Origin of the sequence: Myxococcus sp. AS-1-15 (assembly GCF_020037055.1) — a bacterium.
GTDB lineage: Bacteria > Myxococcota > Myxococcia > Myxococcales > Myxococcaceae > Myxococcus > Myxococcus fulvus.
Genome location: NZ_JAIQDF010000020.1, coordinates 1 through 22,961, shown reverse-complemented (window position 1 = coordinate 22,961; position 22,961 = coordinate 1). Strand labels below are relative to the sequence as shown.

Genomic DNA, 22,961 nt, shown 5'->3' with positions numbered 1-22,961 from the left:
TGACGCGAGACATAATCCAGGTCTTCCTCTGGTGGGAGGTCTCGCCAAGCGATTGGAATCATGTCCAGGCGATATCTCGTGGTGAAACCCGCGGGGCTGTCTTCACCACGGCTTGCGAGGTCCTCGCCCCATGCCCCATAAGGAACACATGCGGCCAGTGGACGGCGAGCGGACGTACCAGGAATGGGCCCTGTCCGCCGACTCGCGGCATCCTGGATGGACCGCCGTCGAGCGGTTCTTGACGAGCACCCTGCCCTCGTTGCGGCCCGCGGCGCTCGCCATCTTCGACTTCGACCCGCGCACGGGCACCTATCAACAGACCCGGGCTCCCGTCGTCGCGACAAGCGATGACCTCCAGCCTTCCGACATCCTGGCCGGCCTCCGGCGCGACGCGTACGTGGTGCTCCTCCTCCACGCCCCAGTGGAGATGAAGGACGTGTTCCCTGAATACGTGCTGAGCGCCGAGGGTGTCCTCGCGCCCCCCCGGAGCGAGCGCGTCTTCTACGCGCCTGTCACGGGGCTCGAAGAGACGCTGAAGCTGGGACGGCATGCCCTGGTGATGTCACACGATGGTGACCCGCTGTACTGGATTGCATCGCCTCCACCTCTCGGTGAGAGGCATCCCGACTCCGCCCTCACGCCTTCCGAGGATTGGGCTCCCGCGAAGGGCGCCACGGTCGGCCGCTATCTGCTGGTCGAGGTGTTGTCCGCCAGCGCCGTGAGCGTCGTGTACGACGCCTACGACCCGGAGCTGGAGCGCCGCGTCGCGCTGGAGCTCTTGCGCACCAGCAGCGCACCAGGCACCGACGCCGAGCACGAGGAGCGCGCCCTCCTGCTGCGTGAGGCCCAGGCGCGGGCCCGCGTCTCCCATCCCAATGTCGTGGCCATCTACGACGTGGGCACGTTCGGGCCCCATGTCTTCCTCGCCATGGAGCGGGTGGAGCCCCAGACCCTCGCCGGCTGGCTGTCGGCTTCGCCGCGCACGTCGCGACAGGTGCTCGACGTCTTCATCGACGCGGGGCGAGGGCTCGCGGCGGCGCACGCGGTGGGCATCGCGCACGGAGGCTTCGGACCCGACCAACTGCGCGTCAGCGCGGAGGGACGCGTCCACGTGACCGGCTTCGGCCTGTCGAAGCGCAAGGCGCCGCTCCGGTGCTCGTACGCCGCGCCGGAGGTGCTCCAGGACGCCTCACTCACGAGTCCGGCGGCCGACCAGTTCTCCTTCTGCGTCGCGCTCCACGAGGCCCTCTACGGCGTCCAGCCCTTCACGGGCGGAGCGCCGCCCGGCGCCAGACAGCTCGCGCCCCTCCCTTCGGGCTCGCGCGTCCCCACATGGCCGCGCCGCGTGCTGTCGCGCGGGCTCGCCGACACGCCCTCGGAGCGCTTCCCCACCCTCACCGCGCTGCTGGACGCCCTGGGGCAGGACCCCACCGCGCGTCGACGACGCGGACTGTGGGTCGCGGGGGGCGGGGCGCTGCTGGCCCTGGCCGTGGGCCTCACCCATGTCCTCCACTCCCGCCGGGCCTGCGACGGCGCGAAGGAGGAGCTCACCCACGTCTGGGGCCCGGCGCAGCAGGCCAGCATCCAGGCCGCCTTCACGGCCACCGGCAGGCCCTACGCCCAGGTGGCCTGGGAGCGCGTCCGCCGCGAGCTGGACGCCTATACCTCCGCCTGGGAGCGGATGCGCACCGACACCTGTCGGGCCTCCCAGGTCCGCGAGGCGCCGACCGAGGCGGTGCTGGGGTGGCGCATGCGCTGCCTCGACAACCGGCTCGCGGAGGTCTCCGCGCTCACCACGCTCCTGTCCCAGGCGAACGCGAGGACGGTGGACGAGGCCCACCGCGCGGCGACGGGACTGGCGCCTGTCACGGCCTGCGCCGGACAACACGCCCCAGGCGCACCCCACGAGACGGCGGACGAGGGAGCCCCGGCGCACCGGTCGGCCCTGGCCCGGGGCCGAGCGCTCCTCGCCACCGGTCGCTACGAGGAGGGCCTCACGCTCGTGGAGCCGGCGGCGCGCGTCGCGAAGGAGGCCGGGCATCGACCCGCGCTCGCGGAGCTCTCGCTGCTCCTCGGCGAGCTGCGCGAGGGCGCCGGCCACTGGCGAGGCGCCGAGCGCGCGCTCTTCGAGGCCCTGGACGCCGCGGAGGCCACGCGCCAGGACGCCGTGGCGACCCGCGCATGGATACTCCTGGTCCGTGTGTCCTGCATCGGCCTGGACGAGTACGAGCTGGCCGCGCGATGGAAGGACCGCGCCGCCGCGGCGCTGGAGCGCCTGGGGGACGGACACCTCCTGGCGCGCATCCAGCTCCTCACCTACTCGGGGACCCTGCTGCGCATGCAGCGGCACTACCCCGAGGCCGCGGCCCAACAGGAGCAGGCCCTGCTGCTGGCGGAGCAGGCCTTCGGCGCCAACGGCCTCGAGGTGGCGGACGTCCTCCTGGAGCTCGGCGTCAGCCAGTGGCGCGACGCCCGGCTGGCCCAGGCCCGGGTGACACTGGAGCGCGCGGTGGACATCACCCGACGGACCCTCGGCGACGAGCACCCCGAGGTGGCTCGCGTGCGGCTGGCGCTCGTCCCCGTGCTGCGGGACGGCGCCTTCGTGCCCCAGCGCGCGAACGCGGAGCAGGACGCGCGCGACTTGGACCTGGCGGAGCAGACGGTCCGCGAGGCCCTGGCCATCCTGGAGCGCACGCTGGGCCCGGAGCACCCCCGCGTCTACGACGCGCTCAACGACCTGGGCTCGACGCTCGTGGTGCGGGAGCGCTTCCGGGACGCGCTCCCCATCTACGCGCGCGCCCTGGCCATCGCCGAGAAGACGGACGGCCCCAAGAGCCACGGCGCGGCCGTCATCCACGGCAACCTCGGGGTGCTCCGCCTCCAGCAAGGCGACTACCGGCTGTCCGAGGAGCACTTCCGCCAGCTGCTCGCCATCCGCGAGGAGCTCTTCGGGCCCCAGCACCCCATCCTCATCTCCACCCTGCGGCTGCTCGGGCGCGCGCTCATGCGACAGCAGCGCCATGAGGAGGTGCTGCCCTTCTTCCAACGGGCCGTCGACCTCCAGCTGGCGTTGCCGGACGACGCCGACGAGCGGTGGACCGCGTCCCTCCTGGACCTGGGGAGCGTCTACCTGTTGCTCCATCGCCCCGCGGAGGCCATCGCGCCCCTGGAGCGCGCCGTCGCGGGCTGGGAGCATGCGCGCCCTCTGCCGGGTCAGCGCACGGATGCGCGCTTCATGCTCGCGCGGGCCCTCTGGGAGTCGGGCAGGGACCGCGCTCGCGCGGCGCGGCTCGCCACCGAGGCGAAGCAGCTGGCCATCTTGGATGGCGCCCCACAGCCCTTGCGTGAACGCATCGACACGTGGCTCGCACAGCCGGCGAAGCGATGATTCACGCGCGCCTGGAGCCGTGATGTCCCGCGCCCGACGTCACGCGGCGCCCAGGCCGGACGTCGTTGGTTTCGCGCGGGTCGCGGGCTAGCGTCCGCGCGCATGAAACAGGTCTCCCAGTCCATCGAGGCGTTGAAGCAGTCGAAGCTGCTGGAGCTGACCCTCTCCGAGCCCATCTCGGCCGACGAGCTGGTGAAGGTCGTGAAGCCGCACTTCGGGACCCTGCGCTGGACGCCGCCCCCCAGCTATCGCGAGGCGCTCGCACTGGGACTGTGCATCGCGGAGCGCAACCTCCAGGCGGACGGCCTGGACGTGGGCTTCTGGCTCTACGACGCGGAGGACATCGCCAGCGCGAACGAGGACCTGGTCCACCTGCCGGAGGGCGTCTCCATCGAGGAGGGCGTGGACCTCTCCACCAACCACCTGGTCGGCTTCGCGGAGGCGGGCGGCGAGGCCGTGTGGTGCTTCGACGTGAGCAAGCCGGGCCCGAATGGTGAGTACCCCATCTACTACCACCACCAGGACCAGCCGCGCGCCCGCGTGCTCGCGACCGGTGCGTGGCACAACCCCGAGGATGCCATGCCGGACTTCGAGTCCTTCCCGCAGTGGCTCGAGACGATGACCGCGGCCCTCACCGCCCCCAAGCCGCCGAGCTGGCTCAAGGACGTGGGCGCTCCCGGGATGACCTTCGCCGACAAGCGCCTGTCGCTGTAGTCCGGCGCCACGGCCCCCGAGTCGCGGGGGCCTTCGTGCCTCAGCGCGTGCTCGTCATGATGCCGCCCTGCTGGAGCAGCGCGAAGAGGTCCACGAGCCCCTCCACCGGGAAGACGTACCCGTACTCCGCATAGGCCGCGTCGCGGATGTCCGCCACGGAGCGACGACCGTCCGCGTAGCTCGCGATGGCATCCGGCAGTTGGTAGAAGCGCAGCTCGCCCTCCCCCTGCTCCCGCAGCGCCGACGCGGCGTCCCGGAACGCGGCCCGCACCGCGTCCACCCGGGGCTGGTCCGCTGGAGCCACCTTGCCCGCCAGCTCATCGAAGGAGGCCAGCTCCTTGCCCTTCACCCGTCGCGGGACGAAGGCACGGGCGCGGCGCTCCGCCTCCGTCACGGCGGGCTCCTTGAGCGAGACACCTCGCGCCTTGCCATCCGCCTCCACGCGCTCCAGCGCCTGCTCCTCGGCGCGGTCCAACAGCTTCGTCAACGTCTTCACCGACGCGGCCGGCGCGCCCAACGGCTGGCACGAGCGCAAGGCCTCGCGCTCCCGCGCGTAGGCGGCGCGCACCACCGCGCGCGCGAGCCGGTAGGTGCCCGCGACCTGCTCGGCGGGCGCCGCGGCCAGGTCCTTGCGCGCCCGGAACTCGTCCTCCGCCACGCGCCGGGCGCCGTGCACCGACACCAGCCGCGCCAGCTCCAGGGCCCCCGGGCCCTCCGCCCAGGCGGCCACGGTGATGGAGGCCAGCCCCGCGAACGCCGCGCGGTGCAGCTGCGTGGGGTCCACGTTCTCCGGCCGGTCCCCGCTCGTGTGATACGCGTCGTCCGGCCAGGTGGAGAACGCCACGCCGGGGATGCCGTGGTCATTGAAGAGCTGGTGGTCCGAGCCCCGGCCATAGCGCTCCAGGTGCATGTCCATCGGCTCGCGCGAGCCGGTGACGGAGCCGATGCGGAAGTCCTTGCGGGACGGATACGTCACCGCGTTGAAGCGGTTCATGAACGCCACCGTGGACTCCGTCACCGCGTTCACGAAGCTGCCCAGCCAGTCCGGCGTGTACGACGCGGAGAAGCGCGAGTGCACCTTCGTCAGGCTCGCGCCGAGCATGTCGAAGTTGTAGTGCGCCACCCGCCGCACCGGCTCGGCGCCGTGGCGCTCGAACCACTCGCGCGTCCCCTCGAACTCCGGCAGCCACAGCACCCGCACGGTGCGCACCGGAGGCGGCAGCACGCCGTCCCGGATGAGCGTGGTGTACGTGCGCACCATCTCCAGCACCGTGGCCGCGCCCGAGGCGTTGTCATTGGCCCCCGGCTTGTAATGGTCCAGGTGCGCGGTGAGGACAATCTCCTCGTCCGAGCGCTGGCCGGGGATGACGCCGCTGACGACGGAGTAGTGCCCCGGCTTCGTCTCGGTGGCGATGCTCACGTCCACCTTCATCGGGCCCGTCAGGAGCTGCGCTCGCAGCTCGCGCGCCTGGCGGTCGGTGAGCATGAACAGGAAGGGCGCCGGCTGCCCTTCCGGCCGAATCCCCGGCGGCACCACCGCCCAGCCAATCTGGTCGGGGAAGTCCCCATCCATGCGATGCGGCTGGTTCCAGGGCGGCGTCGAGTACGAGGAGAGCACGCCCACCGCGCCGAGCTTCCCGACCGCCCGGCGCAGGACCGCGACAGGGTGTCCCCGCGTGAGCACCACCTTGCCCTGGAAGTCCTTGCCCGCGTAGTCCGAGTCCTGGTTGCCCTGCCCCACGTCGACCAGCTCCAGCGCCTTGCCCTCGAAGCTGCCGCTGCGCAGCGCCAGCGCCATGGGCTGGTCCGCGTGCGACGTCACCTTGTAGCGGTGCGGCCCGGACACCCACAGCTCGCCCCGGGTGGCGCGCCACTGGAGCTCCTCCTTCATCGGCTCCACGCGCACGTCCTGCAGCCCCGCGGCCTTCGCGCTCGCGGCGACCCACTCCGCCGCCTGCCCGTAGCCCTCCGCGTTGTCCCGGGCCAGCAGCGACAGTCGCTGCACACCGTCATGGATGCGGTCCCCGGAGCTCTCCGAGATGAGGGCGCGCACCACGTCGTCCCTCAGCACCAGGCCCGTCGTGGGCGACACCGGCCCCACGGGAGACACCGGAAGCTGGGCGAAGGCGGGGAGCGACACGAGCACGGCGACGGACAGGAGCAGGCGAAGGCGCATGGAGGTCTCGGTGCAGGCAACTCAGCATCCCCCTTCGCTCGAGTCCAACATCCATTGCCTGCGGACCGACAGGTGACAGTTCGGGATGAACCCGGTGTTTCAGGGAGTCCACACCCTGGAGACTCCATGATTCCCACGCGCATCTTCCTGCGCATCGCCGGCGTGCTCGCGCTGGGCGGACTGACGCATTGCACCCCCGCCGAGCCGGAGCGGGACGTCCCCGAGGCCACCGCGGCGGAGCCCACCGCGACCGCCGAGGCGGCGCTGAGCAGCTCCGCTCCCGGCAAGCGACTGTTCACCCACGCGTTCCCGAACACGAACGGACGCTCGTGCGCCACCTGTCACGTGCTCGACGACAGCACCGCGCTCAAGCCCGCCCACGTCCAGGCGCTGCATGCCTCCAACCCGCGGGACGTGCTCTTCCATCCCATCGACGCGGACGACCCGAACGCGGCGGTGCCCACGTACGAGCACCTGAAGAAGGGACTGGTCCGCGTCGTCCTGCCCCTTCCCGACAACATGGATGTCATCGACGCCCAGGGGCAGGTCATCACCCCCGCGGACAGGAAGGTCTTCGTCTGGCGAGGCGTGCCGAGCATCCAGGACGTGGCCCTCACCGGCCCCTTCTTCCAGCTCGACGGGCGTGAATCCAACCTGGAGGACCAGGCCCAGGCCGCCATCACCAGCCACAGCCAGGGTGGCGCCGTCCCCCGCTCACAGCTGCGCCAGCTGGCGAGCTTCCAGCGCGATGCGTTCACCTCGTCCCGCCCGCGCTTCGTCGCGAGCCTGCTCGACGCGGGCGTCCCGCTCTCGCGCATCCCGTCGCCCGAGGACTTCCTCTGGCTCACGCCCGCCGAGACGCGCGGACGCGAGGTCTTCAAGGTCGGCTGCGAGCCGTGCCACGGCAGCCCCACGCTGAGCCACATCTCCCAGCCGGCGATGCTGGAGCTCGCCTCAAGCTTCCCGGTGACGAAGCCCGACGGCAACGTCGTCTTCACGAACGTCCCGGGCACGGGCCCCGTCCCCGTGCAGGGCCAACGCCAGACACCCGACATCCTGAACATCGCCGTCGGAGGCTTCACGTACCTGGGACAGATTGGCCAGTTCCCCACGCTGTACAACGCCTCGCTCGAGCTGCCGCGCTACCGCTTCCGCTTCTACACGGACGGCACCCGGACGCGGCAGGTGACGGACCTGCCCCCCATCCCCGTCACCGCGAGCGGAGACCCGTACGACCCGAACCCCGCCGTGGACGAGAACGGAGCGCCCATCGTCGGCCCCAACCTCTTTCCCCAGGCCTTCACCACGGACCCCGGTCGCGCGCTCGTCACCGGCAACCCGCTGGACTTCGAGGCCTTCGACATCCCCACGCTCCGAGGGGCCGCTCGGACGGCGCCGTACTTCCACGACAACAGCATCGAGACGCTGAAGGGCGTGGTCGACCTCTACAGCCAGTTCGTCATCCCCTTCACGTCCGCGCTCGAGCTGCCTCCCGTGCATCCCCCGGAGTTCCCCGGCGCACCGCCCGAGTCGCTCAGCCCCGCCCAGAAGCAGGACCTGCTGCGCTTCCTCGAGCGGCTCTGAAGACAGACGTGAAGGAGACCAACCCGCCAGCGTAGTCCGGCGGGCCTCGTCGACCAACCTGTCGTTGCCCCGTGGAGGATGCTCCTCGGGGCATGGTCGTTCTTCGCCTCGCGTGGCTTGTAATCCCGCCCGCGCCCGCTTCCCCACGGGCGCGGGCGTCCACCCCGGACGTCGCCTCTCGACAGGAGCCTCACCCTCATGGCCCTCGAGTCACCCGCCGTCCGCACCATCTTCGTTGGACTCATGCTGCTGGGCTTCGCCTGCTCGGACGACAAACCCAGACAGCCCGAGCCACCTCCTCCGCCTCCGCCGGTGGACCCGTGGGACGGCACCTATACGCCGCTGGTGGACCCCACGGACTGGGAGGACCCGGGCGAGTACGCGCCCTGCACCGCCACCGTCGCCCGCGGCACGACGTTCGACTGTGATTCGCCCGCGCTGTTCGACGTGTCGAAGTGCGACACGGCCTCGCTCGCCACCCTGGACCCGCAGGGCATCTACCTGGTGGACCTGCGCAACCAGGACGCGTACCCGGACTTCGTCAGCGTGAGGGTGCCCCGGGGCGGAGGGGCGGGGACGATGGACGAGCGGCCCCTCACCCGACAGGAGCTGACGGGCCGCTTCCACTTCACCAGCCGCTTCGAGCTCGCGAACGCCCAGCGGCAGGTGGCGCTCCTGGGCTGTCAGGTCTCCCGCCCCGGCTATGTGACGGGCTGCTATGCCCGCTGCACCAACGGCAAGGTGGGCGGCACCGGGACCTTCGAGGCCGCGCGGATGACGTGGGGGCGGGGTGAGGCCGAGTCCTCGGGCGGGCTGCGGCTGCTCTCCGAGACCTTCGTGACGCCCGGACAGCCGGTGGATGTCTATGTCGACGGGCACCACGCCTACGTCGTGTCCGTCCCCTGGGGCTCCCGGACGCCGGGGGGCCTCACCATCTTCGACATCCGCGACCGCGCCCGCCCCGTGCTGACGAAGAAGATATCCCTCCCCGGAGACTCCTACTGGAACGCGGCCTGGACGCGCGGTGACGCGCTCTACGTCGCGAGCAAGGACACGGGCGTCCTCGTCTTCGACATCACCGAGCGCGCCAACCCCACCTTCGTGCGCAACGTGCCCGGCGGCCCGCCCCTCAACGTCCACACGCTCTTCGTCGAGGGAGACCGGCTGTACGCGGTGTCACCCGGTCCCTCGGCCCACGGGGAGACGCTGCTGTTCGACATCTCCCGGCCGCTCGAGCCGACCCTGCTCAACCGCATCGTCGTGTCCGACACGACGTCCTACCTGCCCTCGGCGCACGACAGCTTCGCCTATCAGGACCGGCTCTACGTCAACCACTTCAGCTCGGGCTATGTCGTCTTCGACGTGAAGGACGCGATGAACCCGAAGGAGCTGGGCGCGTACACCTTCGCGTCGGACAACAGCACGTCGATGAGCCACGCGGGCGCGGTGGGGACGTTCGGCGGGAGGACCATCGCGTTCGAGGGCGGCGAATACCAGGGCACCCACCTGCGCGTGCTGGACGTCACCGACCCCACGAACATCCCGCTCATCGGCCGGTACAAGCTGCGCAACCAGACGTCCATCCACAACATGGTCCTCAAGGACAAGCGTCTGTACATCGCCTACTACCACGAGGGCCTGCGCGTGCTGGACGTCTCCATTCCTCCCCAGCCGAAGCAGATCGCCCACTTCAACACCTTCCGCGAGGACGACCCGGAGCGCACCGACAACCTGCTCGAGGGCGCCATCGGCATCCGCGTGCCGGGCGACGGCCACGTCTACGTGGTGGACACCGCGCGCGGCCTGCTCATCTTCAACGAGCCCTGAGCTAGCGCCGGAAGAACGACGCCTGCTGGAAGCGCAGGCCGGCGAGGACCTGCTCCACCCTCGCCTCGGACAGCGCGCCGATGCGCGCTCCGAGGCGGGACTTCTCCACCGACTCGATCTGCGACACCACGACGACGCTCTGGCGGGGGAGGCCGCCCTCGCCGGGCTCCAGCAGGACGTTGCCGGGCTCGGCGGCGCGGTGCAGGTTGGAGGTGAGCGCGCAGACCACCACCGTGGTGATTCGCGAGTGGTTGAAGACGTCCTCCTGCACCACCACGTACGGATGCGAGTAGGCCGGCGCGGGGCCTCGCGAGGCATCGGGCGCGAGCCAGTACAGGTCGCCCCGGTCGATTCGCGACGTGTCGGGGATGGTCGTCATGGCGCAAGTATCTCCCGCGAAGCCCGGAGGCATGACCAGACAGGAGGGCCGCCTTCGTAGTCCCCCTGCCGGCCCGAGCGGGCGCGGCGGAACCCATCAGAAGATCCCCCTCATGTCAGGAGAAAAATCCGTGCGTGTCACATCCTCCCTCGCCTGCATCACCCGCTGGCTCGTGTTGAGCCTGAGCCTCTTCGGAGCGAAGGCCTTCGCCGGCTACGTAGCCGCTCCGGATGGCACCGTCCTGCTCGGAATCGAGACCTCGAACCGCTACTACGTGGCGGGCGGGGCGCGCTTCTTCATCCCGCCGGCGCAGCACAGCCTCTACTCGGGCCGCTCGTTGGTGCCCCTGCCCCAGGCCACCATCGACTCGTATACACAGGTGCCCATGGACGGCACCCTCTTCCGTCAGATTGGCACCACGCCCATCTACGTCGTCGTGGGTCAGCAGCACTGGTGGATTCCCAACCCCACGGAGCTGGACGTCTGGGATGACTGGAAGGAAGTCCACAACATCCCGAACAGCAACTGGACCGACCCCTTCATCGACTTCACCTACGTCAAGAGCCTGCTGGTCCAGGAGCGCACGACGAGCCAGGTCTACCTGTTCGTCGCCGGCTCCAAGTATCTGCTCACCGACCCCTCCGACATCGCCTACTTCGGTGGCTACGGCAGCGTGAAGACGGTTCCGCTCGGCACGCTGGCGAGCGTCTCGAACGAGCCGTTCTGCGGCGCCGTGCTGCGCGAGCGCTCCAGCAGCACCCTCTACGCGGTGGGCTACATCAACAGCAGCACCCCCGGCCTGCGCAAGCACGCCACCTCCCATCCGACGCACGGCGTGGTCCCGGATGGGGCCCTCTCCGCGTTCCCCACCATGTCCTCCGGGCTCTCCTGCATCTGGTAGGTGAAAACTCTCGCGGGAGGGCCTGTTGCACGGGCCCTCTCGCGGTCTGAGGTGTTCACCCTGGACCCGAAGCGGCGGGCCCGTCGAGCGTGTACGGGTCCGGGAACGCGGCGCGGATCGCCGCGACGAGCTTGGGCTCGAGGTCTGACCGCGTCGTTTCCTCCATCCACCGGAAGGAGCTGTTCAGCCGCTGGAAGAGCCGCATGAAGTAGAACGGGGACTGACCGTTCGTCGGCACGGCGCCGCTGCTCCAGCGACGAATCACGTGTGCCAGCTCCCGCATGGGTTCGAAGAACGACAGCGCGGTCGCCAGCTCGAGGCACTTCTCTTTTTCGCGTTGGGGGTGCAGCGCGACGAGCAGGTGCAGCATCGCCACCGGGTCGTCGCTTTCCAGCCAGGCGGCCACGACCGTCTCCGGCGCGACGCCAAGCTCCTGCACCGAGTCCCAGTCACGGGCGCGGCTGGACACCTCGGCCATCAGGTCGGTGAGGGTTCGCCCCGGGGTCATCCGACGACGATACGGGATGGCGCGGGCGGGATGCATCCTGGAGCGCCGGCCGAGCAGGCTCCCACACGATTCGTCAGGGGCACCGCGGGCGCTTCAGTGCTAGTCCATGGGGCCATGTCCGGCGAATCACCCGTTCCGCCCCCTGGCGGCCAGCCCACCCTGCGCTTCCCCCCCGAGCTCCCCATCTCGAGCCGGGTGGAGGACATCACGAAGGCCATCTCCGCCCATCAGGTGGTCATCGTCGCGGGGGCCACCGGCTCGGGGAAGACGACGCAGCTGCCGAAGATACTGCTCGCCATGGGGCGTGGCCGCCCTCGGCAGATCGCCGTCACCCAGCCCCGGCGCATCGCGGCGACCAGCGTGGCGGCGCGCGTGGCGCGCGAGCTCGGCACGGAGCTGGGCACGGACGTCGGCTACCAGATCCGCTTCGAGGACCGCTCGTCCCGGAGCACGGCCGTGAAGTTCATGACCGACGGCGTCCTGCTCGCGCAGATCCACAGCGACCCGCTCCTGCGCCGCTACGACACCATCGTGCTCGACGAGGCCCACGAGCGCAGCCTCACCATCGACTTCCTGCTCGGGTGGCTCAAGCGCCTCCTGCCCCGGCGCCCCGACCTCAAGGTGGTGGTGAGCTCGGCCACCATCGAGACCGAGAGATTCTCGCAGTTCTTCGGAGGCGCTCCGGTCATCCAGGTGGAGGGCCGCACCTTCCCGGTGGACGTGCTCTACGAGCCGCCCCCCGAGGACGACGAGCTGGCGGACGCCGTCGCCGACTCGGTGGCGAACGTCCTCTCGCTCGACCCGGACGGGGACGTGCTCGTGTTCCTCCCGGGTGAGCGGGAGATTCGCGAGGCCGAGAGCGCGCTGAACGCGCGCAACCTCCGCGGCACGGTGGTGCAGCCCCTGTACTCGCGCCTGTCCGCCTCCGAGCAGTCGCGGGTCTTCGCCTCCATCCCCGAGCGCCGCGTCATCCTCGCCACCAACGTCGCGGAGACGTCCATCACCATCCCGGGAATCGTGTACGTCGTGGACACGGGGGTGGCGCGCCTGTCGCGCTATGACTCGCGCTCGGGCGTCACGCGGCTGCACATCGAGCCGGTCTCGCAGGCCAGCGCCGACCAGCGCAAGGGACGCTGTGGCCGCGTGCGCGAGGGCATCTGCGTGCGCCTGTACGACGAGGCGAGCTTCACGTCGCGGCCCGCCTTCACCGACCCCGAAATCAAGCGCACGGGGCTGGCGGGCGTCATCCTGCGGATGAAGTCCCTGGGCCTGGGTGACGTCGAGGACTACCCCTTCCTCGACCCGCCCCAGCCGAAGGCCATCGCCGAGGGCTGGCGGGTGCTGGAGGAGCTCGGGGCCATCGAGGGCAAGGAGCGCACGCTGACGCCCCTGGGGCACCAGCTCGCGCGCTTCCCGGTGGACCCGCGCATCGCGCGGATGATTCTCGCCGGCGCCGAGTACGGATGTCAGGACGAGGTGCTCATCGTCGCCGCGGCGCTCAACCTGCAGGACCCGCGCGAGCGGCCTCGGGAGCTGGCGCAGAAGGCGGACGCGCTGCACGCGAGATTCCGTGACGAGCACTCGGACTTCACGGGGCTGCTCAAGCTGTGGGCCTTCATCCGCGAGGCGGACAGCCGCGGGACGTCCCATCTGCGGCGGGTGTGCCGGGACAACTTCCTGTCCTTCCTGCGGGTCCGCGAGTGGCGGGACGTCCAGCGTCAGCTCGAGGAGACCGTCCGGGATTTGCGCCTGCCGAAGAAGGGCAAGGGCGCGCCGGTGCGCGGGGACGTGCTGCACCAGGCGCTCCTCACCGGGCTCCTGTCGCGCATCGGCCAGTGGAATCCGGAGCAGCGACACTACACGGGCGCGAAGCAGACGCGCTTCATGGTGCACCCCTCGTCGGCGCTCGCGAAGAAGCCCCCGGCCTGGGTGATGGCGTTCGAGCTGGTGGAGACGTCCCAGCTGTTCGCGCGCACGGCGGCGAAGCTGGACCCGGAGTGGCTCTCGGAGGCGGCGCCGCACCTGCTCAAGCGCAGCTACTCCGAACCGCACTGGTCGGAGAAGTCCGCGCGCGCCGTCGTGAAGGAGAGCGCGACGCTGTTCGGGCTCCCGGTCTTCAAGGAGCGGCCCGTGGCCCTGGCGGGCATGGACCCCGAGCGGGCGCGCCTGATGTTCATCGAGCACGCCCTGGTGCGGGGCGAGTACCGCTCGCGAGGGGCGTTCCAGGAGAAGAACCGCCGGGTGCTCGAGCGCGTGGCGAGCCTGCGGGACAAGGCGCGCAAGAGCGAGCTGCTCGACAACGAGGCGCTGCTGACGTTCTTCGACAAGCGCCTGCCGGAGGATGTGACGGACGGCGCCGCCTTCGAGGTCTGGCGTCGCAAGGCAGAGGCGGCCGACCCCGACGTGCTCGTGCTCACGATGGAGGATGCACTCGCGTACGACCCGGGGCTGTCTCCGGCGAACTACCCGGATGCCATCAGTCTGCACGGCGCGTCCGTGCCGGTGACGTACACCTTCGACCCCTCGGCCGAGGACGATGGCATCACATTGAGTGTGCCGTTGCTGCTGCTCGCCCAGATGGTCCCGGGTGAACTGGACTGGACCATCCCTGGGTGGCATCGGGAGAAGATCACGGCCCTCCTCGATGAAATGCCCCGGGCGCAGCGCAAGCAGTTGGGGCCGTTGCCGGAGCTGGTCGAGCGTCTCGCGAAGGAGTTGGTGCCCTTCCGCGGGCCGATGATTCCGGCGCTCGCGCGCGCGGTGTCCCGACTGACTGGCGTGGAGGTGCCCGAGGAGGCATTCCGGGCGGAGGCCGTGGCGCCGTACCTGCGCCTCACGCTCCGGGTGCTCGACGAGAAGGGGAAGGAGCTGGCGCGAAGCCGCGACGCCGACGCGCTGCTCGAGCAGCATGGAGGCCGTGCGCGGGCCGTGCTGCGCAGCTCGGCGCCGACTTCGGATTGGGAGAAGAAGGCGCTGACGGCGTGGACGTTCGGGGAGCTGCCCTCCGTGGTCACCCGGCGGGTCGGTGGGCTCGAGGTCCGCAGCTATCCCGCGCTCGTCGACCGGGGCGCCACGGTGGACCTGGTGCTGCTGGAGACGTCCGCGGCCGCCGATGCGGCTTCGCGCACGGGGGTCCGGCGGCTCCTGATGCTCGCCGCGCGTGGGCACGTGGCCGTCAGCGCCTCGCGCATGCCGCAGCCCTTCCCGTCGCTGGACGGAGCACCGCCCGCGCGGGGCCAGGCCGAGGCGTTCAAGGCGCTCGTCCTCGCACGCGCAGTCGATGATGCGTTCAAGCTCGCGCCGGGCGCGCCGCTGCCTCGCACGAAGGCGGCGTTCGACACGCTGCTCCGGGAGGGCTCACCGCGCATCGAGCAGGAGGCACGGGACTGGGCGAACGCGGTCATCGTCACGTCTGGGGAGCTCGCGCAGACGCTCGCGGCGCTCAAGACGGCGTCCAAGGGGCCGAGCGGCGCGGCGGCCGTGCGGGACATCCGCTCGCAGCTCGCGCAGCTGTTCCCCGCGAAGCTCATCGAGTGGATCCCCTTCTCACGCTTGATGCACTACCCGCGCTATCTGCGCGCGGCGCAGGCGCGGCTGTCGCGTGCGGTGGCGAACCCGGGCAAGGACGCAGGGAAAGCCGCGCCGTTCACGCCCCTGTGGGAGACCTTCCTCACCAAGAGCGCCACCGTGCGCGACCAGGAGGCGGCGCAGGAGCTGCGGTGGGCATTCGAGGAGCTCCGCGTGGCCATCTTCGCGCCGGAGGTGACGACGCCCGTGTCAGTGACAGTGGCGAAGGTCAGCGCGGCGCTCGCGGCGCTTCGATAGAGCTGTTATAGGCCGCTCCGCTCGGCTGTATTCACCCGAGGGGGAAAACACCAAGATGTCGGAGCGGCATATTGAGATGTTCTGGCGTTGTTCGAGTTGCAACCACCGCAACCTCGGCCGCCACATGGTGTGCCAGCGCTGCAAGAACGCCAAGGACGGCAGCGAGCAGTACGAGATGCCGGAGGACACCGCCTCCGCCGTCACCGTGACGGACGAAGCGCTGCTCAGGATGGCCACCTCCGGCCCCAACTGGCGCTGCGCCTACTGCGAGAGCGACCAGCGCGCCCTCGACGGTGGCTGCAAGAACTGCGGCGCCTCCGCCGTCGATGGCACGAGCACCGCCGACTCCGTGCCGCCTCCTCCCGAGCTGCCCACCGGGAAGAGCAAGCCCCGCCGCATCGGCTGCTACATCCTCCTGGGCCTCGCGCTCTTCTGCTGCTGCCCCGCGATGATCGCCGGACAGAGCGGCTCGTCGTCCACGACGAAGGAAGCCGCCGCCGCCACCACCGCCGCCAAGGGCCCCGAGTGGACTCGCGCGCTCCAGGTCCAGGACGTCGCCTGGGAGCACACCGTGAGCGTGGAGCGCTACCGCCTGGTGGACGAGGAGGGCTTCGAGGAGGACCGGCCGGAGGACGCCCTCCAGGTGAAGGCCCAGGGCAAGCGCCATCACCACGACGACCAGGTGCTCGACGGCTACCAGACCGTCTCCTACACGGAGCGCGTCCAGAAGGGCTTCACCACCGAGACCTACCGCGACAAGGAGGCCTGCGGCGAGGACTGCACCACCACGCCCGAGAAGTGCAAGGAGACCTGCACCAGCAACAAGAACGGCTTCGCCACCTGCAAGACGACCTGCACCGGTGGTGAGAAGCGCTGCAAGACGCGCTACTGCTCCGTGACCAAGACGCGCAAGGAGCCGCGCTACGTCGACGAGCGCCGCACCCGCAAGGAGCCGCGCTACCGCAGCGTGCCGCGCGATGCCACCTGGTACACCTGGAAGGCGTGGCGCTGGACGCACGAGCGGGACGTGAAGGCCCAGGGCACCACCGTGCAGACGCACTGGCCGACCGACGCCGAGCTCAAGCCCGCCAAGGCCCTGCACTCTGGCGAGAAGGAGCGCGACACCCGCGAGGCGAAGTACACCGTGCGCTTCCACGGCGACGCCGCGCCCGCCATCACCTACGTCCCGGCATCGCTGGAAGAGTTCCAGCGCTACACGCCGGGCAGCACGCACACCCTCCAGCAGGATGAGGGCAAGGTCTCCGTCGTCGCCCCGCCGGCCCCTGCTGGAGCCCCCGCACCCGACGCGTCCACGAAGTAGCGACGCGGGGCTGCCCGGCACACTCCGGGCAGTCCTCGCCGCGAGGCCCTCGTCGGGGTCATCGCCACCTCATGGCCCAATGCCTGTCACCACGCGCCTTGCCACGGCGCGCCATGAATTCGTGCGCTCATGCCGCACGACTTCACTGCGAGAGAAGCTAGTCTTCGGGACTCATCCTCGTGCAAGGAATCCCGAATGGCGACAGTCCGCTTCGACGTGCAAGGCCATGTGGCGCTCATCACCCTGGACAGGCCGGAGGCGCGCAACGCCATCGACGCGCAGATGGCCTATGAGCTGGCCGAGGCCTGGGAGCGGCTGCGTCGGGATGAGCACCTGCGCGTGGGCATCGTCACCGGCGCGGGCGAGAAGGCCTTCTGCGCCGGCGCGGACCTGGTGAAGACCATTCCGCTGCTCTCCGGCGCGCGCAAGCCGCAGGACCGCTTCGAGGAGGCGCTCGTCGCAGACCGCAGCTTCGGGTGGAAGGCCATCCTGCGCGACTTCGACTGCGAGAAGCCCGTCATCGCAGCCATCAACGGCCACGCCGTGGCCGGCGGCATGGAGCTGGCCCAGGCCACCGACCTGCGCGTGGCCTGTCACGAGGCCTCGTTCGGCCTCCAGGAGGTGAAGTGGGGCCTGTTCCCCGCGGGCGGCTCCACGGTGCGCCTGCCCCGACAGCTCCCCCAGGCCCACGCGATGGAGATGCTCCTCACCGGCGCGCTCATCCCCGCCTCCCGCGCCTTCGAGCTCGGCTTCCTCAACCGCGTCGTGTCGCGCGCGGAGCTGCTCCCCACCGCCTTCCAGCTCGCCGAGCAGATCGCCGCCAACGGCCCCGTCGCCGTGCGCCTCATCCGCCGCTCCGTGCGCGAGTGCCTGGGCCTGCCGCTCGAGGACGCCCTGCGCCGGGAGCTCGAAATCGCCGAGCCCATCTACCAGACGCAGGACGCCGTCGAGGGTCCCCGCGCCTTCCTGGAGAAGCGCCCCGCGCGCTTCGTCGGTCGCTGAGAGCCCCTGGAGCCCACACCCATGACGACGAACACCCCCTACCGTCCCCTCGCCATGCGCGGCCCCAGCGTGCGCGTCCAGTCCCGCCCGGATGGCTCGCTGCTGCTCGAGAGCGGCTACTCGTACGAGGACGTCGAGCGCAGCATCGTCCACGTCCTCGCCCGGCAGGCCCGCGCCATCCCCGACCGCGTCTTCCTGGCGCAGCGCGCGCCGGATGGCTCGTGGCGACAGCACACGTACGCGGACGTCCACCGGCAGGCGCGCGCCTTCGCGCAGGGCCTCCTCTCTCGCGCGCTGCCCGAGGGCCGCTCGGTGATGATCCTCTCCGGCAGCTCCATCGAGTTCGCCGTGGTGATGCTCGGGGCCATGATGGCCCGCGTCCCCGTGGCCCCCATCAGCGTGCCCTTCTCGCTCTGGAGCGCGGACCACGGCAAGCTGCGCCACGCCTTCGCCGTGTGCCGGCCCGCAATCGTCTACACCGATGACGCGGACCGCTTCGCCAAGGCCCTCCAGGCCCTGGACCTCTCCGACGTGGAGGTCGTCACCGCCACGGGCACTCCCACGGCGCCCCGTCACTCGCGGCTGTCCTCGTGGCTGGACACACAGCCCACGTCCGCCGTGGACGACTCCATCGAGCGCATCCACCACGACACCGTGGCCAAGTGGATGTTCACCTCCGGCTCCACCGCGCAGCCCCGCTGTGTGGCGCAGACTCAAGGGATGATGTGTCACCAGCTCGCGAGCTGGGCGGCGCTGGAGATGCCCGCCTCGGACCGCCCCGCGCCCGTCATCCTCGACTGGATGCCCTGGAGCCACGTGGGCGGCGGCAACATCGGCTTCAACCACAACCTCCTGCGCGGAGCCACCGTCTACCTCGACGAGGGCCGGCCCATGCCCGGCCTCTTCGAGAAGACCATCGCCAACATCAAGAGCGTGTCCCCCACGGAGTTCTCCTCCGTCCCCGTGGCCTTCCGCATGCTCGTGGACGCGCTGCGCACCGACGCCGAGCTGTGCCAGGCCTTCTTCCGCCGACTGGAGACGATGGCCTACGGCGGCGCCGCCCTGCCCACCCCCGTCGCCAACGAGCTGCAGGCGCTCGCGGTGAGGACGGTGGGCCACCGCATCCCCTTCACCACCATCTACGGCGCCACCGAGACCCAGTGCATCACCCAGGTGCACTGGACCACCGACGAGACGGGCCTGGTGGGCCTGCCCCTGCCCGGCGTGCAGCTCAAGCTGGTGCCCACCGATGACCGCCACGCCCTGCGCGTGAAGGGCCCCACGGTGACGCCGGGACACGACGCCGAGCCCACGGGACGACAGGGCTTCGACGAGGAGGGCTTCTACGAGCTGGGCGACGCGGTGCGCTTCCTGGACCCGGCGCGGCCCGAAGCGGGGCTCGTCTTCGCGGGCCGGCTGGCCGAGGACTTCAAGCTCAACACCGGCACCCGCGTGGCCGCGAGCGCCCTGAGGCAGCAGGTGCTGACCACCGCCGCGCCGCTGCTCTCCGACTGCGTCATCTGCGGGCTCGGGGAAGAGGCCGTCGGCGTCATGGCCTGGCTCAACCCCAACGCCATCACCGCCCTGCTCGGCCCCGCGCCGGCTGACACGCCGCCGCACGCGCGCGAGGACGTGCTGAACCGGCTGCGCGAGTCGCTCGAGGGCCACAACCGCGCCTTCCCGGGCTCGTCCCACGCCATCCGCCGGCTGCTGCTGGTGGCCGAGCCTCCGTCCTTCGACACGCACGAGCTGACGGACAAGGGCTCCATCAACCAGCGCGTCGTCCGGGAGAACCGCGCGGGACTGGTGCGGGAGCTGTTCGCCTCCGAGCCCGGCGCTCGCGTGCTCGTCCTGGCGTGAGACACCGAGGCCGGGTGCATGTACGCCCCCGGCCTCGGCCTCCCGCGGGACTCAGGTGGCCACGGCCCTCGCGCCCAGGGGCAGGCCCTGGAGGAAGGTGTCGAGCGGGGCGATGAGCGCCTTCATCCCCTCGGGCGACGTGGGCCAGTGGCCCTGCCCCGCCAGCTCCACGTACGCCTTGGGGATGTCCCCGAGCTGCTCGTACGTCTTGCGGCTGTACTTCATGGGGAACATCCGGTCCTGCCGGTCATGCATGACCAGGAACGGGAAGCGCGCGGCGCCGAACGGAACGCTCTTCCGGTAGTCGGACATCACGCTGACCATCGCCCTCAGCGTGCAGCTTCCCCCCACCAGCGGGTCCTTGCCGTAGGCGTCGTTGAAGTCGGCCGAGTCCGACAGCCGCGAGTACTGGAGGAACGCCTTCACCGGCACGCGCACCTTCGGCATCAGCTTCGCGAGCCCCCGGAAGAGGCTCACCACCAGCGGCATGGCCTTGCCGGGGCTGAACTCCGTCTGGATGAACTCGCGGTCGCTCGGGTCCACGCAGGCGTACCAGGCCATGACGTCCACCGGCGTGCGCTCGGCGGCGAGATACGACGTCATGCCGCCGAAGCTCAGGCCGAAGGTGACGACGGGTCCCTTGAACTCCTGGCGCGCGCGCTGGATGACGTCCACCAGGTTCTTCACGTGCGCCTCGAGCGTGTAGTCGCCCAGGCCCTGACGGTCCAGGCCACAGCCCTCGAAGTCGAAGGTGATGACGTTGTAGCCCAGCTCGCGCAGCAGCAGCGCCGGGTAGGCGAAGAGCCGCCCGTAGGACACCGAGCCCGGCACCAGGATGATGACGGGCCGCTCGGGACTGGCTCCCGGGTAGATGTCCAGCGCGTGCGTGCGGTGCTGTCCGCGGTACGTGCTCTCGCGCACGTGCCGCGTCCACTGCCGCAGCGTCTCCTCGCCGCCATACCAGCGCAGCAGGTAGTTCTTCCAGTACTCGGACCCCGAGTAGGGCAGCGGGCCGCTCACGCCCGGGGCCTCGCGATGACCTCGAAGGGCTTCCAGATGTAGTCGATGATCTCCGTCACCTTGTAGCAAGCGCGCGGCTCGGCGGACTTGAAGAAGTTGGTCGCGAAGTCCTTGCAGGCCACCTGCTTGAGCGGCCAGCGGTAGCGCTCGATGACCACGCGGCGCACCACGCCGTCCGCGTTGACGGTGTAGGCGCGGTCCAACGTGTTGGCGATGTCCTCGATTTCGGGGTCCGCCGTCACCGGGGCGTGGTCATCCAGCTCGTAGCGCACGAAGCGGTCGCCGGTGCGCAGGTCCACGCGGTTGCCGGTGCGCGTGGTGACACAGGACTCGATGACGATGTCGGTGAAGAGCTTCAGGCCCGTGCGCGCCATGAAGCTGGGCGAGCGCACCGCGGTGAAGTACAGGCCCTTGTCCTTCTTCTCCTCGTTGTACTCGGCGTCCTCCAGCAGCGTGCGGAAGAGGAACGCCTGATACGTGGGGCGCATGACGGGGGGCAGGAACTGGGGCCCCATGCGGTGCGGCGTCACGTTCACCAGGGACACGACGGACTTGCCGCCCACCGAGCGCACCTTCAGCTGCGAGGGGATGTGCTGCTTCATCTCCTCCAGGTCCACGGTGAAGTGGACGATTTCGATGTCGTGCAGCTTGCCGGCGAGGGTGATGGGGAGGTCTTTGAGGCTCATGGTTCTTTCCTTGGAAGGAGTGGAAGCGGGATGACGACTAGGACTTGAGCAGGGCCTGGAGCCGGGCGTTGACCTCGTCCTCGGACATGGCGTCCACGTCCAGGGTGGGCTCGGTTGCGGCCGGCTGTGGCTCGGCGGCGGGCGCGGCGCGCTTCACGCTCGCGAGCATCCGGTCCACGTGCGCGTCCAGGCTGAGGTCCTCGAAGAGCTGGGACATGGGCAGCGACACGCCCAGCTCCTTCTCGAGCACGTTCTTGAGCTGCAGGCCCGTGAAGGAGTCGAAGCCCAGCGAGATGAACGTCGAGTCGAACGCCACGGTGTCCTCCTTCGCGAGCTGGAGGACCTTGCGGATGCGCTCCTCGAGGAACGACTTGAGCTGCCCCCGGGCCTGCGCCGGGTCCGCGGACAGCGACAGGCCGCCCGTCGACTGCGTGGAGCGCACGGCGGCGGCGGTGCTGGCCGAGCGCGGCGCCTCGAGCGGGAAGCGGCCTTCCGCGTCCGCGTGGGCCACGATGTCCGCGTAGGCCTGGGGCGCGTCCAGGTAGCGCTGGTTCATGGAGAGCAGGACGTCGCGGCTGAGGAAGGGCTCCTTCTGGAGCGTGAGCACCAGGTACTGCGCGAGCCCCGTGCCCAGCAGCTTGCCCAGCATGTGCGGGCCCACGATGAAGGCGCTCTCGGCGGCGGTGATGTTCTGCTTGAGCCGCGCCATGGACGCGTCGTACTCGCGGTCATCGAAGAAGTTGCTGATTTCGCGGCTCAGGTCCACGCAGCCGATGATGCGCAGCCCCGCCTCGGCGAAGAGCTGCGCCCACTCCTTGCGCGGCAGCAGGTGCGCCTCGGACTCCTCGTGGCGCAGCGTCTCGTCCACCGTGGAGACGATGTCCGACGCGACCAACAGGCCTCCGTTGGCCAGGTGCCGCTGGATGTTGGCCAGCACGCCGCGCTTGTCCTCGATGTGATGGATGACCTGGAACGCCTGGATGAGCTCGTACTGGTCCGGGAACTCGTCCTTCGAGCTGTCGCGGTTGAACAGGCGCACGCGGTCCTGGAGGCCGCGCTCCTTCACCTTTTTGCCGCCCGCCTCCACCTGCGCGAGCGTGATGTTGTAGCCGTCCAGCTTGAGGTGGGCGTGGTTCTTCGCCAGGTCGATGAGGTCCGACGCGTAGCCGCAGCCGATGTCGAGCACCCGCCGGATGGAGGAGAAGTCCACCGCGCGGTACGTGACGGAGCGCAGCTCGCGTAGCGCCTCGCCGTAGACGTGCTCGAAGTGGACGTGGTCGTCCTCGGGGAAGAGGTCGGGGTAGAAGACCTTGAGCCACGAGAAGCCCTTGGGCACCTCACGCAGCGGAGCCCAGTGCAGGTACAGCTCCTGGCCTCGCGTGTTGAAGCGCTCGAAGGAGCGGCCGAAGTCGGAGTACACGTCCGCCACGCCCACGCTGCCCAGCTCGCTCGAGGCCTGGAGCTGCGAGGCCACGCGGACCACGGACGACGAGGTGGACGGCGACGACACGCGCGGCTGGGGCACGGGCTCGGCGTGCCAGTGGCGACGCCGCTGGAACGGGTAGGTGGGCAGGGACACGGTGCGGTGCGCGTACGGCTTCTCGTACTCGCTCCACGCCACCTCCACCCCCTTCACGTACAGCGCCCCCAGCGCCTCCAGCGCCGTCTCCCACTCCCCCTTCCCCTTCCTCAAACTCGCCACCCACTCCAGCCCCTCCTCCTCCAGCGTCTGCCTCCCCATCCCCACCAACACCGGCGCGGGGCCCACCT

The 22,961-nt window shown here is 70.4% G+C and carries 15 protein-coding genes; 9 read left to right on the top strand and 6 right to left on the bottom strand.

Annotation, left to right across the window (positions count from 1 at the left end; all coding sequences use genetic code 11):
• Nucleotides 1–148: 148 nt before the first annotated feature.
• Nucleotides 149–3,388, top strand: a complete 3,240-nt coding sequence (locus K8625_RS37785) for a serine/threonine-protein kinase (RefSeq protein ID WP_223785433.1) — start codon at nt 149–151, stop codon at nt 3,386–3,388.
• A gap of 102 nt (nt 3,389–3,490) precedes the next feature.
• Nucleotides 3,491–4,102, top strand: a complete 612-nt coding sequence (locus K8625_RS37780) for an SMI1/KNR4 family protein (protein ID WP_223785432.1) — start codon at nt 3,491–3,493, stop codon at nt 4,100–4,102.
• Nucleotides 4,103–4,142: 40 nt separating this feature from the next.
• On the opposite strand, the gene K8625_RS37775 is transcribed toward K8625_RS37780, so the two are convergent.
• Nucleotides 4,143–6,278, bottom strand: a complete 2,136-nt coding sequence (locus K8625_RS37775; RefSeq protein ID WP_223785431.1) for a M28 family peptidase — start codon at nt 6,276–6,278, stop codon at nt 4,143–4,145.
• Nucleotides 6,279–6,404: 126 nt separating this feature from the next.
• Here K8625_RS37775 and K8625_RS37770 point away from each other — a divergent pair, with 126 nt between their 5' ends.
• On the top strand, nt 6,405–7,862 hold the full coding sequence (locus K8625_RS37770) for a cytochrome-c peroxidase (RefSeq protein WP_223785430.1): 1,458 nt from the start codon (nt 6,405–6,407) through the stop codon (nt 7,860–7,862).
• Nucleotides 7,863–8,060: 198 nt separating this feature from the next.
• Nucleotides 8,061–9,689 carry an LVIVD repeat-containing protein gene (locus K8625_RS37765; RefSeq protein ID WP_223785429.1) on the top strand — a complete coding sequence of 543 codons (1,629 nt, stop codon included), beginning with the start codon at nt 8,061–8,063 and terminating at the stop codon, nt 9,687–9,689.
• Nucleotide 9,690: 1 nt separating this feature from the next.
• On the opposite strand, the gene K8625_RS37760 is transcribed toward K8625_RS37765, so the two are convergent.
• Nucleotides 9,691–10,068, bottom strand: a complete 378-nt coding sequence (locus K8625_RS37760; protein WP_223752059.1) for a type II toxin-antitoxin system PemK/MazF family toxin — start codon at nt 10,066–10,068, stop codon at nt 9,691–9,693.
• Nucleotides 10,069–10,198: 130 nt separating this feature from the next.
• On the opposite strand from K8625_RS37760, the gene K8625_RS37755 reads away from it, so the two are divergent.
• The gene (locus K8625_RS37755; protein WP_223752060.1) at nt 10,199–10,969 is read left to right on the top strand and encodes a hypothetical protein; all 771 of its coding nucleotides are present in this window, start codon (nt 10,199–10,201) and stop codon (nt 10,967–10,969) included.
• Nucleotides 10,970–11,024: 55 nt separating this feature from the next.
• Here the strand turns inward: K8625_RS37755 and K8625_RS37750 are convergent, their stop codons facing one another.
• Entirely contained in the window at nt 11,025–11,513 is a 489-nt protein-coding gene (locus K8625_RS37750) for a hypothetical protein (protein WP_223785428.1), read from the bottom strand.
• 78 nt (nt 11,514–11,591) lie between these two features.
• On the opposite strand from K8625_RS37750, the gene hrpA reads away from it, so the two are divergent.
• The 4 genes from hrpA to K8625_RS37730 all read left to right on the top strand — a co-directional run bounded on the left by hrpA (nt 11,592) and on the right by K8625_RS37730 (nt 19,485).
• The gene (gene hrpA, locus K8625_RS37745) at nt 11,592–15,302 is read left to right on the top strand and encodes an ATP-dependent RNA helicase HrpA (RefSeq protein ID WP_223785427.1); all 3,711 of its coding nucleotides are present in this window, start codon (nt 11,592–11,594) and stop codon (nt 15,300–15,302) included.
• A gap of 55 nt (nt 15,303–15,357) precedes the next feature.
• Entirely contained in the window at nt 15,358–16,623 is a 1,266-nt protein-coding gene (locus tag K8625_RS37740) for a hypothetical protein (protein WP_223785426.1), read from the top strand.
• 195 nt (nt 16,624–16,818) lie between these two features.
• On the top strand, nt 16,819–17,625 hold the full coding sequence (locus K8625_RS37735) for an enoyl-CoA hydratase-related protein (protein WP_223785425.1): 807 nt from the start codon (nt 16,819–16,821) through the stop codon (nt 17,623–17,625).
• A gap of 21 nt (nt 17,626–17,646) precedes the next feature.
• On the top strand, nt 17,647–19,485 hold the full coding sequence (locus tag K8625_RS37730) for an AMP-binding protein (RefSeq protein WP_223785424.1): 1,839 nt from the start codon (nt 17,647–17,649) through the stop codon (nt 19,483–19,485).
• 51 nt (nt 19,486–19,536) lie between these two features.
• Here the strand turns inward: K8625_RS37730 and K8625_RS37725 are convergent, their stop codons facing one another.
• From K8625_RS37725 to K8625_RS37715, 3 genes are all read right to left on the bottom strand, one after another.
• Entirely contained in the window at nt 19,537–20,505 is a 969-nt protein-coding gene (locus K8625_RS37725; RefSeq protein ID WP_223785423.1) for an alpha/beta fold hydrolase, read from the bottom strand.
• Nucleotides 20,502–21,191, bottom strand: coding sequence for a DUF2071 domain-containing protein (locus K8625_RS37720; RefSeq protein WP_223752066.1), 690 nt, complete (start codon nt 21,189–21,191; stop codon nt 20,502–20,504). The genes K8625_RS37725 and K8625_RS37720 overlap by 4 nt, the downstream gene beginning before the upstream one ends.
• A gap of 37 nt (nt 21,192–21,228) precedes the next feature.
• Nucleotides 21,229–22,961: methyltransferase (locus K8625_RS37715; protein ID WP_223785422.1), on the bottom strand; the 1,733-nt coding region annotated here is incomplete at its 5' end.

Bases quoted from the DNA above. Each gene is read 5' to 3' on its own strand.
- K8625_RS37775 (WP_223785431.1), bottom strand. From the start codon at position 6,278: ATGCGCCTTCGCCTGCTCCTGTCCGTCGCCGTGCTCGTGTCGCTCCCC.
- K8625_RS37735 (WP_223785425.1), top strand. From the start codon at position 16,819: ATGGCGACAGTCCGCTTCGACGTGCAAGGCCATGTGGCGCTCATCACC.
- hrpA (WP_223785427.1), top strand. From the start codon at position 11,592: ATGTCCGGCGAATCACCCGTTCCGCCCCCTGGCGGCCAGCCCACCCTG.
- K8625_RS37750 (WP_223785428.1), bottom strand. From the start codon at position 11,513: ATGCATCCCGCCCGCGCCATCCCGTATCGTCGTCGGATGACCCCGGGG.
- K8625_RS37770 (WP_223785430.1), top strand. From the start codon at position 6,405: ATGATTCCCACGCGCATCTTCCTGCGCATCGCCGGCGTGCTCGCGCTG.
- K8625_RS37785 (WP_223785433.1), top strand. From the start codon at position 149: ATGCGGCCAGTGGACGGCGAGCGGACGTACCAGGAATGGGCCCTGTCC.
- K8625_RS37765 (WP_223785429.1), top strand. From the start codon at position 8,061: ATGGCCCTCGAGTCACCCGCCGTCCGCACCATCTTCGTTGGACTCATG.
- K8625_RS37720 (WP_223752066.1), bottom strand. From the start codon at position 21,191: ATGAGCCTCAAAGACCTCCCCATCACCCTCGCCGGCAAGCTGCACGAC.
- K8625_RS37730 (WP_223785424.1), top strand. From the start codon at position 17,647: ATGACGACGAACACCCCCTACCGTCCCCTCGCCATGCGCGGCCCCAGC.
- K8625_RS37760 (WP_223752059.1), bottom strand. From the start codon at position 10,068: ATGACGACCATCCCCGACACGTCGCGAATCGACCGGGGCGACCTGTAC.
- K8625_RS37740 (WP_223785426.1), top strand. From the start codon at position 15,358: ATGTCGGAGCGGCATATTGAGATGTTCTGGCGTTGTTCGAGTTGCAAC.
- K8625_RS37780 (WP_223785432.1), top strand. From the start codon at position 3,491: ATGAAACAGGTCTCCCAGTCCATCGAGGCGTTGAAGCAGTCGAAGCTG.